This window comes from Mycobacterium scrofulaceum, assembly GCF_001667885.1.
GTDB lineage: Bacteria > Actinomycetota > Actinomycetes > Mycobacteriales > Mycobacteriaceae > Mycobacterium > Mycobacterium scrofulaceum_C.
Genome location: NZ_LZJW01000057.1, coordinates 74,973 through 88,126 on the forward strand (window position 1 = coordinate 74,973; position 13,154 = coordinate 88,126).

The 13,154-nt window shown below is 69.6% G+C and carries 12 protein-coding genes; 5 read left to right on the forward strand and 7 right to left on the reverse strand.

What is annotated here, in order from left to right:
- The first annotated feature begins 182 nt into the window (after positions 1-182).
- The gene (locus A5681_RS07400; RefSeq protein ID WP_067271462.1) at positions 183-788 is read left to right on the forward strand and encodes a class I SAM-dependent methyltransferase; all 606 of its coding nucleotides are present in this window, start codon (positions 183-185) and stop codon (positions 786-788) included.
- On the opposite strand, the gene A5681_RS07405 is transcribed toward A5681_RS07400, so the two are convergent.
- Together A5681_RS07405 and A5681_RS07410 are read right to left on the reverse strand one after the other, a co-directional pair.
- A complete protein-coding gene (locus tag A5681_RS07405; protein ID WP_067271465.1) occupies positions 785-1,657 on the reverse strand; it encodes an SDR family NAD(P)-dependent oxidoreductase in 873 nt (290 codons plus the stop codon). The genes A5681_RS07400 and A5681_RS07405 overlap by 4 nt on opposite strands.
- The gene (locus tag A5681_RS07410; protein ID WP_067271468.1) at positions 1,654-2,256 is read right to left on the reverse strand and encodes a TetR/AcrR family transcriptional regulator; all 603 of its coding nucleotides are present in this window, start codon (positions 2,254-2,256) and stop codon (positions 1,654-1,656) included. Before A5681_RS07410 ends, A5681_RS07405 begins: the two co-directional genes overlap by 4 nt.
- A gap of 74 nt (positions 2,257-2,330) precedes the next feature.
- On the opposite strand from A5681_RS07410, the gene A5681_RS07415 reads away from it, so the two are divergent.
- Both A5681_RS07415 and A5681_RS07420 read left to right on the forward strand, forming a co-directional pair.
- On the forward strand, positions 2,331-3,482 hold the full coding sequence (locus A5681_RS07415) for a phosphotransferase family protein (protein ID WP_067271638.1): 1,152 nt from the start codon (positions 2,331-2,333) through the stop codon (positions 3,480-3,482).
- Complete coding sequence (locus A5681_RS07420; protein WP_067271471.1) at positions 3,482-4,597, forward strand: hypothetical protein; 1,116 nt, start codon at positions 3,482-3,484, stop codon at positions 4,595-4,597. The genes A5681_RS07415 and A5681_RS07420 overlap by 1 nt, the downstream gene beginning before the upstream one ends.
- Positions 4,598-4,690: 93 nt before the next feature.
- Here the strand turns inward: A5681_RS07420 and A5681_RS07425 are convergent, their stop codons facing one another.
- Together A5681_RS07425 and A5681_RS07430 are read right to left on the reverse strand one after the other, a co-directional pair.
- Positions 4,691-6,049, reverse strand: coding sequence for an LLM class flavin-dependent oxidoreductase (locus A5681_RS07425; protein WP_067271474.1), 1,359 nt, complete (start codon positions 6,047-6,049; stop codon positions 4,691-4,693).
- Entirely contained in the window at positions 6,046-7,287 is a 1,242-nt protein-coding gene (locus A5681_RS07430) for an MFS transporter (RefSeq protein ID WP_082968237.1), read from the reverse strand. Before A5681_RS07430 ends, A5681_RS07425 begins: the two co-directional genes overlap by 4 nt.
- A gap of 188 nt (positions 7,288-7,475) precedes the next feature.
- Here A5681_RS07430 and A5681_RS07435 point away from each other — a divergent pair, with 188 nt between their 5' ends.
- Positions 7,476-8,822, forward strand: coding sequence for a flavin monoamine oxidase family protein (locus A5681_RS07435; protein ID WP_067271476.1), 1,347 nt, complete (start codon positions 7,476-7,478; stop codon positions 8,820-8,822).
- On the opposite strand, the gene A5681_RS07440 is transcribed toward A5681_RS07435, so the two are convergent.
- The gene (locus A5681_RS07440) at positions 8,817-9,773 is read right to left on the reverse strand and encodes an alpha/beta fold hydrolase (protein WP_067271478.1); all 957 of its coding nucleotides are present in this window, start codon (positions 9,771-9,773) and stop codon (positions 8,817-8,819) included. The genes A5681_RS07435 and A5681_RS07440 overlap by 6 nt on opposite strands.
- Before the next feature lie 132 nt (positions 9,774-9,905).
- On the opposite strand from A5681_RS07440, the gene A5681_RS07445 reads away from it, so the two are divergent.
- Complete coding sequence (locus A5681_RS07445) at positions 9,906-11,264, forward strand: flavin monoamine oxidase family protein (RefSeq protein WP_067271644.1); 1,359 nt, start codon at positions 9,906-9,908, stop codon at positions 11,262-11,264.
- Here the strand turns inward: A5681_RS07445 and A5681_RS07450 are convergent.
- Positions 11,261-11,671 (reverse strand): STAS domain-containing protein, encoded by a 411-nt coding sequence (locus A5681_RS07450; protein ID WP_082968238.1) that lies wholly within the window; start codon positions 11,669-11,671, stop codon positions 11,261-11,263. The two genes, A5681_RS07445 and A5681_RS07450, sit on opposite strands and share 4 nt — an antisense overlap.
- A 398-nt stretch (positions 11,672-12,069) precedes the next feature.
- The gene (locus A5681_RS07455; RefSeq protein WP_067271480.1) at positions 12,070-13,152 is read right to left on the reverse strand and encodes a helix-turn-helix transcriptional regulator; all 1,083 of its coding nucleotides are present in this window, start codon (positions 13,150-13,152) and stop codon (positions 12,070-12,072) included.
- Between the last annotated feature and the right edge of the window lie 2 nt (positions 13,153-13,154).

The window sequence follows — 13,154 nt, forward strand, 5'->3', positions numbered from 1 at the left end:
AGATCACGATTCGCCCGGTGGGATTCGAATATGTGTTCGATAGGGTGGTGGGATGGGTTTCCGGATGAGCGCCGAACAGGCGCGGGGGCGGATCGGCGCCGCTCTCGGCGCGATCGACGCCGCCGGTTCCGGTCGGGGTGCAGCTGCTCGCCAAGCGGCAGGCCCGGTGAGACACTCAGCGGGTGCCGCCGCATCGGGATGTCGCCGCGTTCGACGAACGCGCCGCGGACTACGACCGCGGCTGGCGTGGCCGGCTGCACCACGAGATCGCCGATCGCACCGCACACCTGGCCGTGGCGACCGTCGCCGCTCCCGAGTATGTGCTCGACGTCGGGTGCGGCACGGGCTACCTGTTGGGGCTGTTGGCCCGCCGCTACCCGAACGCCAAGCACCTCAGCGGGATCGACGCCGCCCCCCAGATGGTCGCCGTGGCAAGGACTCTCGGCCGCGACCCGCGGTTGAGCTTCAACCGCGGAGTGGCCGAAGACATCAACTATGCCGACCGCGTCTTCGATCTGGTCGTCAGCACCACATCATTCGATCACTGGTCCAACCAGCTGGCCGGTCTGACGGAATGCGCGCGGGTGCTGCGGCCCGGCGGACGCCTGGTGCTCGTCGACCGGTTTTCGCTCTGGCTGCTGCCGACCCTCGCCCTCGGCCGGCACGGAAAGGCCCGCACCCGTCGCCGCGCCGAGCGCCTGCTGTTACAAGCGGGATTCCGGTCTCCCAAATGGCAGCGCCTGCACGCCGTGATCATCAATGGCGTCACGGCGACCAAGCCCGCCTAGTCGGGCTGGAAGGGGCGGAAGCTGCCGTCGAGCACCTGCAGATGGCCGATCGTGCGCCCCGTAACCTTTGCGGGATCGACCAACGCCAATTCTATTGCCGCCCGGGCGAATTCGTCGGCCGCGGCGGTCTCGTCGAACTCGCGGGCATAGTAGGCCAGCCCGGGCGTGAGGATCGGTTTCGACGGCGACAGGGCGTTCACCGCGATGTGGTGATCGGCCAGATCGTAAGCCGCGCACTGCGTCAGGTGCTCGAGCGCCGCCTTCGACCCGCCGTACCCCGGCAGCACCCCGCCGCCGCGGTCCGGGTACGGCCCGTCGCCGGGAATCCTCGATGCGATCGAGGTGATGTTGATGATCGCCCCGCCACCCGCTTCGAACATGTCGGGGCAGACCAGCTGCATCAGCTCGTAGGCGGCGAAGACGGCGATCTCGAAATGCCGACGGTACGCGGTCAGCGGGACGCTGACGAACCCGGGCCACCCGGGTTTGGCGGCGCCGCTCGCGGGCTTGGCAGATTTGGGGCGCTGCTCGGCACCCGCCGCCGGCGGACGGCCGGGAGCGGTGAAGGCCGCGTTGTTCACCAGAATCGTGATGGGCCCCAAAGCTTCTCGCGCGGTGGATACCAGTCGCGCGATGTCGTCCCGGTCGGTCAGGTCGGCGCGGACCGCAACCGCGCGCCCGCCGGCCGCCTCGATGTCGGCGACCGTCTCGCCGATGGTGCCGGGCAACCGCTCGTCCCACACCTGCTCGGTGCGCCCGGCCACCGCCACGGCGGCGCCGTCGGCGGCGAGAGCCAGCGCGATCGCCCGGCCCAGCCCGCGGCTGGCGCCGGTGACGATCGCGGCCCGCCCGGACAGGCGCCCCGTCATCGCGTCACCCCGTGCACCAGGATGGCGGTCGTCTGCTCCACCCACGCATCGTCGAGCGCGTCCTCCGGGCGCAGCAGCATGCGCAGCATCGTCGCCCCCCCGATCAGCTCGATCAGCCGGTCCGGGTCCACATCGGGATGCGCCTCGCCCCGGTCGACGGCGTCACTGAGCCGCACCCGCACCGTCGCGAACAGGTCCGCGAAGCGGGACATCACCCGGGCGTTCAGCGCGGGATCGGCCGTCATGTCGGCCACCAGGCCGGGCAGCGCGGCCCGGACGACTGGGGTGGTGAAGACGTCGCGGGTGGCCTCGATCATCATCCGGATGTCGGCGGCTATGTCCCCGGCCGGCGCCTCGAGAGCGGTCGGCGCCACCGGGAAGGCCGCCTCGTGCACCAGTTCGGCCTTGCTCGACCACCGCCGGTACAGCGCGGATTTCGTGGTTCCCGCGCGCTCGGCGACCGCCGCCAGGCTCAGGTTTGAATAACCCATTTGGACAAGCAGTTCCGCGGTGGCCGATAGGATGGCCGAGTCGATGCGCGGGTCCCGGGGCCGGCCGGCGCCGGGGGCCTTGTCAATGGCGGACGGGTCTGCTTTCATAACGCTACCTACCGTATCGTAATTGCCGCGCCGAGGTCTCAACGAGAACCAAGTCTCAAGGAATGGAGGCACCCGTGGCCAATGAACCCGTGCTCGACAAGGTCGACCGGCTTCAGCGCTCCAGCCGAGACGTCACGACGTTGCCCGCGGTGATGTCGAAGTGGCTCTCGACCGTGCTGCCCGCCGGAGCGAACCCGCAGGTCACCGTCGAAAGCGGCGTCGACTCGACGGGCATGTCGTCGGAAACGATCATCCTGACCGCCCGCTGGCAGCACGACGGCGAGCCCATCGAGCAGAAGCTGGTGACCCGGGTCGCGCCCGCCCCCGAGGACGTGCAGGTCTTCCCCAGCTATCGGCTTGACCACCAATTCGAGGTGATCCGCAAGGTCGGCGAACTCACCGACGTCCCCGTCCCGCCGGTGCGCTGGCTCGAGCCGACCGGCGAGGTGTTGGGCACGCCCTTCTTCGTCATGGACTACGTCGACGGTGTGGTGCCGCCCGACGTCATGCCCTACACGTTCGGCAACAACTGGTTCGCCGACGCGCCCGCCGAACGCCAACGCGAACTGCAGGACGCGACCGTGGGCGTGCTGGCCAAACTGCATTCAATCCCGAACGCCCAGAACACCTTTGGCTTCCTGTCCGACGGGCAAGACGGTGACACCGCGCTGCGCCGGCACTTCAACTGGGTGCGATCCTGGTATGACTTCGCGGTGCCCGACATCGGCCGCTCGCCGCTGCTGGAACGGACCTTCGCGTGGCTGGAGGAGCATTGGCCTGCCGAACCGGCCGGGCGCGAGCCGGTGCTGCTGTGGGGCGACGCCCGGGTGGGCAACGTGTTGTACCGCGACTTCCAGCCGGTGGCGGTGCTGGACTGGGAAATGGTCACGCTCGGGCCGCGCGAGCTCGACGTGGCGTGGATGATCTACGCCCACATGGTGTTTCAAGAGCTGACCGGCCTGGCCGGGCTGCCCGGCCTGCCGGAGGTGATGCGCGAGGACGACGTTCGCGCCACCTACCAACGGCTGACCGGCGTGGAAGTGGGCGACCTGCGCTGGTTCTACGTCTACTCGGGCGTCATGTGGGCCTGCGTGTTCATGCGCACCGGCGCGCGCCGGGTGCACTTCGGCGAAACCGAGAAACCCGACGATGTCGAGTCGCTGTTCTACCACGCCGGGTTGATGCGACGTTTGATCGGCGAGGGCCTTACCGGAGAGGACCACTAATGCTCGGACCGCTCGACGAGTTCCCGGTACACCAGATCCCGCAGCCGATCGCGTGGCCGGGTTCCTCGGACCGCAACTTCTACGATCGCTCCTACTTCAACGCCCATGACCGCACCGGCAACATCTTCGTCATCAGCGGCATCGGCTACTACCCCAACCTCGGGGTCAAGGACGCGTTCTTCCTCGTCCGGCGCGGTGACACCCAGACCGCGGTGCACCTGAGTGACGCCATCGACCAAGATCGGCTCAACCAGAAGGTCAACGGCTATCGGATCGAGGTCCTCGAACCGCTGCACAAACTGCGGTTGGTCCTCGATGAAACCGAAGGCATCGCAGCCGATCTCACCTGGGAGGGCCTGTTCGACGTCGTGCAGGAACAGCCGCACCTGATGCGGTCCGGCAACCGGGTGACGCTGGACGCCCAGCGGTTCGCTCAGCTCGGCAGCTGGAGCGGCCGCATCGCCATCGACGGCGAGGAGATCGCCGTCGACCCCGGGACCTGGCTCGGCAGCCGCGACCGGTCGTGGGGCATCCGGCCGATCGGCGAGCCCGAGCCCGCGGGCCGGCCGGCGGATCCGCCGTTCGAGGGCATGTGGTGGCTGTACGTGCCGATGGCGTTCGACGACTTCGCGATCGTGCTGATCATTCAGGAAGCCCCCGACGGCTTCCGCTCGCTCAACGACTGCACCCGGGTCTGGCGCGACGGACGCGTCGAGCAACTCGGCTGGCCGCGGGTCAAGATCCACTACCGCTCCGGCACCCGGATCCCCACCGGGGCCACGATCGACGCCACCGCGCCCGACGGCACCCCGGTCCACTTCGACGTGGAGTCCAAGCTGCCGGTGCCCATCCATGTCGGCGGCGGCTACGGCGGTGACTCGGACTGGCTGCACGGCATGTGGAAGGGCGAGAAGTTCGTCGAACGCCTCACCTACGACATGACCGACCCGGCGATCGTCGCGCGGTCGGGTTTCGGGGTCATCGACCACGTCGGTCGGGCGGTGTGCCGCGACGGCGACCGCGAGCCGGTGGAGGGCTGGGGGCTCTACGAGCACGGCGCGCTCGGCCGCCACGACCCGTCCGGATTCGCCGACTGGCTGACGGTCGCCCCCTAGGCAGCCCGCGAACGTCGAGGAGTTCCGGGAGATTCTCGGCGGCGGGTTCACGCGGTGATTGCAACAGTGGGTGGGGACGGACCGGCGGACCGGTCAACGCCGATACGCCGCGCCGGGATGGTCGGCGGGCAGCAACGGTCCGGCCCCGCCCAGCCGCTCGCGCAGGGTGGAGCGGGGCACGGCCTCCGGCACCCGTCCGCGGTGACGCAGTTCGGGCACAACGTATTTCGCGAAGTCGACGAAGGTGCCCGGTGTCGTGACGTAGGCCACGTTGAACCCATCGACGTCGGCCTCCCGGACCCAGCGTTCGAGCTCGTCGGCCACCTCCCCCGGCGAACCGACGAGCACCGGCCCGCGGCCGCCGATGCCGATCTCGTCGGCCAGTTCCCGGACGGTCCAGGCGCGGTCCGGGTCGGCGGTCGTGAAGGAGGCCAGCGCGGAGCGATTCGCGTCAGTCTCGACGTAGCGCAGCGGCTCGTCGGGGTCCAGCTCGGCCAGGTCGACCCCCGTCCAGCCGCCGAACAGGGCCAGCGCGCCGTCCGCGCTGACGAAGCGCCGGTAGTCGGCCAGCTTGGCCTTGGCGGCCGCGCGGGTCTCGGCGACCACGGGGGTCACCATGGTGAACACCTTGATCGATCGCGGATCGCGGCCCAACTCCGCGGCGGCGCCGCGCAGGGCGGCGACCGGGCGCCGCACGATCTGCGGCGTCGGCCCGGACACGAACACCGCCTCGGCGTGGGCCGCGGCGAACCGGACGCCGCGCGGCGACGCGCCGGCCTGGAACAGCACCGGGGTACGTTGCGGCGACGGCTCGCACAGGAAGGGGCCGGGCACCGAGAAGTAGCGGCCCTTGTGCTCGATGTCGTGCACCTTCGCCGGGTCGGTGAACACCCCGCGCCGCGCGTCGCGCACCACGGCGTCGGTCTCCCAAGACGCCTCCCACAGCTTGTAGCAGACCTCGACGTACTCCTCGGCGATCTCGTAGCGTCGGTCGTGCGGGATCTGCGCGTCCAGGCCCAGGTTGCGCGCGGCGCTGTCCAGGTACGAGGTGACGATGTTCCACGCCACCCGCCCGCCGGTGAGGTGATCGAGGGTGGTCAGCCGGCGGGCCAACGCGTAGGGCTGCTCGTAAGTCAGCGACAGCGTGATACCGAAGCCGAGGGTGTCGGTGACCGCCGCCATCGCCGACACGGCGGCAGTCGGGTCGTTGACCGGGAACTGCGCGGCGTCGCGCACCGCCGCGTCCCGCGAGCCGCCGTACACGTCGTAGACGCCCAGCACGTCGGCGAGAAACAGCGCGTCGAAGCCGCCGGCCTCCAGGATGCGCGCCAGGTCCGTCCAATACCCGAGTTCGCGGTAGCGGTGGCCCTGATCGTCGGGATGGCGCCACAATCCCGCCGACTGATGCCCCACGCAGGCCATGTCGAAGGCGTTGAGGTAGATCCTGCTCACAGGCTCGCCCGATCTGTGCCGGTTTCGCGCGCCACGTAGGCCGACGCGAAGGTGAGGGCCGCCAGCGCCGCGAAGTAGCCGACGATCAACCAGGGGCGGCCACCGCCCGCGGCCAGCAGCGACGCGGCGATCAGCGGCGCGAAGCCCCCGGACAGCACGGCGCCGATCTGGTAGCCCAGCGATGAGCCGCTGTAGCGCACCCGGGTGTCGAAGAGCTCGGCGAACCACGCGGCCTGCGGGCCGTACATGGCGTCGTGAACGACATTGACGCCGAAGACGACTGCGGCCACGACGGCGATCGACGAGCCACTGCCGGCCGCCACGAAGAACAACGTGAGCGCCAAGACGCCGGCGAGCGCGCCGAACAGGTAGGGCGGGCGCCGGCCCACCCGGTCCGACAGCAGCGCCCAGCCGGGGGTGCTGAGGAACCCGAGGGCCGACGATATCGACACCGCGATCAGGCCGATCGAGCTGCCCTTGCCGAACGAATCCTGAAGGTAGCTAAGTGAATACGTGGTCAGCAGTACGAACAGTGCGATCTGCGACAGGCGCAGACCCGTCGTGATCAGCACGTTGCGCGGTTGGGTGCGCAGCACCTCGAGCACCGGCACCCGCGCCAGGTCGTCGACCTCCCTGAGCCGTTCGAAGATCTCCGCGTCGGTGAGCTTCAAGCGCAGAAACAGCCCGAGCACCACCAGAATGGCGCTGAAGAGGAAGGGAATTCGCCATCCGTAGGCCAAGAAGTCGGCCGCGCCGGTCGCGCTGCGGGTCACGTAGAACACTACCGTCGCGAGCAGCATGCCTGCCGGTGAGCCGAGCTGGGTGAAGCTGCCGAACAACCCGCGCCGGCCCGGCGGCGCGTGCTCCACCGACAACACGGCCGCGCCGCCCCACTCAGCCCCCACGGCAAGCCCCTGCAGTACCCGCAGCGCCGCCAGCAGGACCGGGGCCACCAGACCCGCCTCGGCGTACGTCGGCAGCAGGCCGATTGCTGTCGTGACCAGACCCATCACGAGCAACGCGGCCACCAACACGGATTTGCGGCCCAGCCGGTCCCCGAAGTGCCCGGAGACGATCGCGCCGAGCGGCCGGGCACCGAATCCGGCCGCGTAGGTCGCAAAGCTCGCCAGGGTCCCCGCCGTCGCGGACACATGCGGGAAGAACAGCGGCTTGAAGACCAAAGCGGAGGCGGTGGCGTAGAGGTAGAAGTCGTACCACTCGATGGTGGTGCCGACCATGCTGCCTAGGGCTACCGTTCGCAGGTTCTGCCGGGTTTCAAGTGCCGAGGCGGTGGCAATCACGTGGACGCAGCGTAGCCAATGTGCCGACGTCAGCGAATGTTTGCCGTCGCCGTGATGCGAACGACGTTCGCGGGTGTCGGGCGTTTGCCGCACGAAACCACGCGAATTGCGGTTGACTGTTCCCCGTGCCAAATCCGCCGTGGATCGTCGACGTTGTCGTGGTCGGTGCGGGGTTTGCGGGGCTTGCCGCGGCGCGCGAGTTGGCCCGCCAAGGCCATGACGTGGTGGTCTTCGAGGGTCGCGACCGCGTCGGCGGTCGGTCCTTCACCGGCAGCGTGGCGGGATTGCCCGCCGATCTGGGCGGCACCTTCGTCGGACCCACCCAGGACGCGGTCCTGGCGTTGGCGGCCGAGCTCGACGTCCCCACCATTCCGACCCACCACGACGGCAAGAACGTGATCCACTGGCGCGGCTGGACGCATTCCTACCGCGGGACCATTCCGAAGCTCTCGCTGACCGGGCTGCTCGACATCGGCCGGTTGCGTTGGCAATTCGACCGGATCGCCCGCAGCATCCCGGTCGATGCCCCGTGGGACGCGCGCCGGGCGCGCGAGCTCGACGACGTCTCACTCGGCGACTGGCTGCGCTCGGTGCATGCCACCGCGTCGTCACGTGACCTGCTCGCGATCGTGTCCCGGGTGACCTGGGGGTGTGAGCCCGACGAGGTGTCGATGCTGCACGCGGCCCGCTACACGCACGCCGCCGGCGGCCTGGACCGGCTGCTCGACGTCGAAAACGGTGCGCAGCAGGACCGTTTTCCGGGTGGCACCCAGCAGATCGCCGAGGCGGCGGCGGCCGAGCTCGGCACGCGCGTCGTGCTGGGCGCGCCGGTCAGCCGCATCGACCGGCACGGCGCGGGCGTCACCGTCACCACCGACGTCGGCCAGGCCGAGGCCGGATTCGTGGTGGTCGCGGTGCCGCCCGCCCATCGCGCATCGATCGAGTTCGCTCCCCCGCTGCCGGCCGAATATCACCAACTCGCCCAACATTGGCCGCAGGGCCGGCTCAGCAAGGCCTATGCGGCGTACTCCACACCGTTTTGGCGGGCCAACGGCTTCTCCGGCCAGGCGCTGTCCGACACGGGCCCGGTCTTCATCACCTTCGACGTCAGCCCGCACGCCGACGGGCCGGGCATCCTGATGGGGTTCGTCGACGCGCGCGAGTTCGACGAGCTGGCCCCCGACCAACGTCGGCACGCGGCGTTGAACTGCTTTGCCAGGTTGTTCGGCGACGACGCGCTCAAACCGCTCGACTACGTCGACCACCGTTGGGGCGCTGAACAATTCGCGCCCGGCGGGCCCACTGCCGCGGTTCCTCCGAAATCGTGGACACGGTTCGGGCCGTTCCTGCGCGAGCCCGTCGGCCCGATTCACTGGGCCGGCACCGAGACGGCCGACGAATGGACGGGATTCCTCGACGGCGCCGTGCGGTCCGGCCAGCGGGCGGCCGCCGAGATCACCGCCTTGCTATGAACTGATCCGTACGTCCTGGGCCACCGATTCGGCGAGCGCCCGCAGGTGCCGATTCACCTCACGCGGGTGTTCGAGCATCGAGCAGTGGCCGCCGGGCAGCTCGACCAGGCCGACGACGTTGGGCGCCGTGCCCGCGATCCTGCGGGCCTGGCCGATCGGGGTCAGCCGGTCGCGTTCGCTGCCGATGACCAGCGTCGGGACGGTCAAACCGTCCAGCTCCAGGTATCGCGATCCCAAGGCGGCGACCAGCATCCTGGCGCAGCCGGCGCGCCCCGCGGGTGACGTCTGTTCGAAGAACTGGTGGACGATCCTGGCGACGCCCGGGTCGGCCTCCTTGCCCACCGCCAGCATGCCGACCAGGTAGCGGCTCGGGATCCGGGCGGCGCTCGGGATCGGGAACCCGCCGAACGCGTTGATCAGCGCGCGGGCGGCGGCGACGCGGGCGGGCGACAGGCCGTGCGGAACCGACAGCAACTGCACCTTACGGACCAAATCCCCGGTCGTGGTGTTGATCAGCGCGACGGCGTCGGCGCGCCGGCGCACCATGTGCCGGTACCGGGCCGACCACGCGGCGATGGTGATGCCCCCCATCGAATGCCCGGCCAGCACGGCGCGCTCGTGCGGCGCCAGCGTCGCGTCCAGCACCGAATTGAGGTCCGAGGCAAGGTGTTTCAGGCTGAATCCGTCGCGGCGCGGCATACCGCTGCGCCCATGCCCGCGATGGTCGAACGCGATCACCCGGTAGTCGTTGGCCAGGTCGGCGATCTGGTAGGCCCAGGCCCGGATGGCGCAGGTGATGCCGTGGGTCAGGACGATCGGATAGCCGTCGGCAGGCCCGAACACCTCGGCGTGCAGCCGGGTGCCGTCGGTGGCACGGACGCTCACGGTCTCGCTGGGGGGCAACACTTCGGGATAGGGGTCCATCGCCCGAGCCGACCGCCGAGCACTCATCGCCGCTCCCCCATTCAACCCGGCCTCGTCGCCGCAGTTAAGGACTGTCGGAAGTTTATCCCAATCGTCCGTTCGGATTCGGTTAATCCGGCAAACCGTTCCCCATATGAGACGCTAACACCCGTGTACCCGATGTCCCGTCGGGAATTCATCGCGGCAACCACCAGTGTGGTGGGCGGCGGACTGATGGCCGCCTGCGGCCCACGGCGTCCGCCGCCCACGCGACCGCCCCCAACGGACACCCGGTCGATCCTCGTCGTCGGCGCCGGCATGGCCGGCCTGTCCGCCGCTCGCGTGCTGGTAGACGCGGGATGGCCGGTCCGGGTGATCGAAGCCCGGGACCGCGTCGGCGGCCGGATCCTGACCGACCGTGACTGGGGCGCACCGCTGGAAATGGGCGCGTCGTGGATCCACGGCACGGCGGACAACCCGTTGCTGGGGCTGGCGCGGCAGGCGGGGGCCGAGATGGTCCCGACCGACTACTACGGCTGGGCCAAGCTGGTCGTCGATCCCAAACTCCCACCGCTGGACTATGACCCGACGCCGTGGCGCGCGTTCGTGGAACAGGCACGTTACCAATTCGGCGGCGGCAGCCTGGCGGCCGCCGTCAACGCCGCGGCCGGCGCCGAAGGCCTTTCGGACGCCGACCGCGCCCAGTTGGCCTTCTACCTCACCACCGAGATCGAGGACGAATTCGCCGCCGACGCGGATCAGCTGTCGGCCATCAGTTTTGACGAGGGCGATTACACCGGCGGCGATCAGGACGTCATCACCAACGGCTATGACGCCCTGCCGAAGCTTCTCGCCGGCGGGCTTCAGGTCGAACTGAACACGCCGGTGACCGGGATCGTGCAACGCGACGACTTCGTCGTGGTGCGCGCTAACGATCGTTCGTTCCAGGGTCCCGCCGCGATCGTGACCGTACCGCTGGGCGTGTTGAAAGCCCGCGCCATCGCCTTCGATCCGCCCCTGGCGGGCCGCCACGGCCACGCGGTGGACGCCCTGGGTTTCGGGGTGCTGTCCAAGAGTTTCTTTCGTTTCGACCGCCGGGGCTGGTCGGTGGACAACGCCTTCTACCAGTACCTCGCCGCTGAGAGCGGCGCGTGGGCCCAATGGTTCACCCTGTCCGCGGCGGCGGGCCCAATCGTGTTGGCGTTCAACGCCGGTAGCCGCGGTCGGACCGTGGAGTCCTCGTCCCCGCGCGATCTGCTGGCCACCGCGCAGCCCATCGCTCGCCGCCTGTTCGGCAACGCCGTGCCCGTGGAGGTCAAGACGTCCGACTGGAGCGCCGATCCATATGCGCGCGGCGCCTACTCCTTTCATGCGCCCGGCTCCGGCCTCGACGACCGGCGCCGGCTGCAGGAACCGATCGGCGATCGGCTGTACCTGGCCGGTGAGGCGGTCGGCGTCGACAACCCGGCCACCGTCCACGGCGCGATGGCCAGCGGCCGCTACGCCGCGGACCAGCTCATGCACCGGCTCGGCCGTTAGGACGCGATCCCGCGCAGCCGCGTCGCCGCGTCGCGCTGCGGCTCGTGCTGCCGAGCGGGGCCCGAAACCAAGCGCCGACGGGCCATGGTGGCACCTTCGATGTGCGCCAGGGCCGCTTCGACCGAGTCGGCGATGGGCAGGGCGTGGTCGGGCAGCACCCGCGTGAGCCGGCGCAGCGCCGCGCCGCTGACAATGCTGCACCGCAGCTGGGCCTGCCGATGCTCCTCGTTGAGGGTGAGCAGCGCTCGAAGGCCCGAACCGGCAAGGAAATCCAGGCCGGTGAGGTCGAGGATCAGCGGGGCCCTCAGCCGCGAGAAACGGCGGATCGCTTCCGCGATCAGGTCGGTGTTGGCCGCGTCGACTTCACCGTCGATGCGCAGGACCGTGGCGGCGCTGCGGGCGTGCACATGGATTTGCGCTCCGGCGCAATCGATTTGGTAGCGGCTGCGGGGTTCTCCGAGCAGCTCTGGCCGATGTCGATCGGGTGTACGTAGATCGGGTAAAACAGTCATGTGAGATGCGCCCTTCAGGCTTGATAAGGCAGGGCGAGCGACGACGGTGTCCGTTTGGCGCCCGTAGATAACGGCAGCTGGGGACTCAACCTGACCCAAGCCTACCGGCAATGGCGGCCGCCGGTACGCATCCGCGGCGACGAACGCGGGCCGCGCGGGCGGGATTCGCCTTCAACCTGGCGTTTTCGCCTACGGCTCGCCGTGCGAAAAACATTGTTCGGCGTGTTGATCTGGCGACCTGGCGAAATACTCTCGCGCGGCGGTCTGAGCTGCGGTTCAGCGGCGTGTCGCGGTCACGACCCCGCGGTCATGTGCCGGAGGGTGGTGTGCGGGCTCTGGCCGTACGTCTGCCGGTACAGCACCGCGAATCGGCCGGTGTGCGCGAATCCCCAACGCTGGGCGATCTCCGTGACGGTGGTGTGGGACGGCGTGCCGGCCAACAATTCCTGGTGGGCCCGGCTGAGGCGAACGCGGCGAATGTATTCCGTTGGCGTGCTGCCGAGTTGGCGGCGGAAGAGGTACTGCACCGCCCTGGGCGTGAGGTGCACCGCGGCCGCGACGTCGTTGATGCTGACATCCCCGGCGGCGTGCCGATGGATGAAAGACACTGCGTCCTTGAGCGTTTCGGGCAGCGAGGGTTCGTTGGCCAGGTCAAGCTCCGTGACGTTGGATGGATAACATTCCACCAGCGCGCCGGCCAGCAAGGGGGCCAGCCCCGCCACCACGAGTGGCTGGTGGGCGGTATCCGGGCCCGCCAGGGTCAGGGCAACGTAATCCAGCGCCCGGTGCCACGCCCGCACGGCCGCTCGCGAACGCGGACGCCAATCCAGGAAGTGGATCTGCCTGGGCAGCGGCGCATGCCAATCCGCGGCGACCTTATGCAGCACATCCGCGGCGAGGCTCACCACGTCGAATCGGGCGCCGTTGCACTGCAACACGCATGGCATGCCTTGGGCGACCAGCACCGGGAAATCCACCGTGACGGGCGGCCCCCCGGCAACGCTCATCGAGCCCCCGCGGGGCTGGATCACGATGATGCTGTCCGAGGCCGCAATCTCCAACGCGACGCGTCCCTGGATCATCACGTCGTCGACTGTCACAGCCCCCGCTTCGCACCGCCGATGGGAAACGGCCGAACGGCTCGTGAGCCCGGCGACGCGCCAGGCGGGATTGTAGGCGCCGGCGAAGAACTCCCGCGCGGCCTGTGGCTCGACGGTGCGGAACTGATCATGTCGAAGCGCCGAAGCCGGACCGCGAACGCGCCGCCCCGCATCACCGCGCGTGCGATCGGCTTGGCCCGCAACGGGCAGGCAGCCCACCGCACCGGCCACCTCACCGGGGCCGGTGTTATCGGTAACGCTCGTCAAGGCGGTCATAG

Bases quoted from the DNA above. Each gene is read 5' to 3' on its own strand.
- A5681_RS07455 (WP_067271480.1), bottom strand. From the start codon at position 13,152: ATGACCGCCTTGACGAGCGTTACCGATAACACCGGCCCCGGTGAGGTG.
- A5681_RS07445 (WP_067271644.1), top strand. From the start codon at position 9,906: ATGTCCCGTCGGGAATTCATCGCGGCAACCACCAGTGTGGTGGGCGGC.
- A5681_RS07410 (WP_067271468.1), bottom strand. From the start codon at position 2,256: ATGAAAGCAGACCCGTCCGCCATTGACAAGGCCCCCGGCGCCGGCCGG.
- A5681_RS07420 (WP_067271471.1), top strand. From the start codon at position 3,482: ATGCTCGGACCGCTCGACGAGTTCCCGGTACACCAGATCCCGCAGCCG.
- A5681_RS07405 (WP_067271465.1), bottom strand. From the start codon at position 1,657: ATGACGGGGCGCCTGTCCGGGCGGGCCGCGATCGTCACCGGCGCCAGC.
- A5681_RS07430 (WP_082968237.1), bottom strand. From the start codon at position 7,287: ATGGTCGGCACCACCATCGAGTGGTACGACTTCTACCTCTACGCCACC.
- A5681_RS07440 (WP_067271478.1), bottom strand. From the start codon at position 9,773: ATGAGTGCTCGGCGGTCGGCTCGGGCGATGGACCCCTATCCCGAAGTG.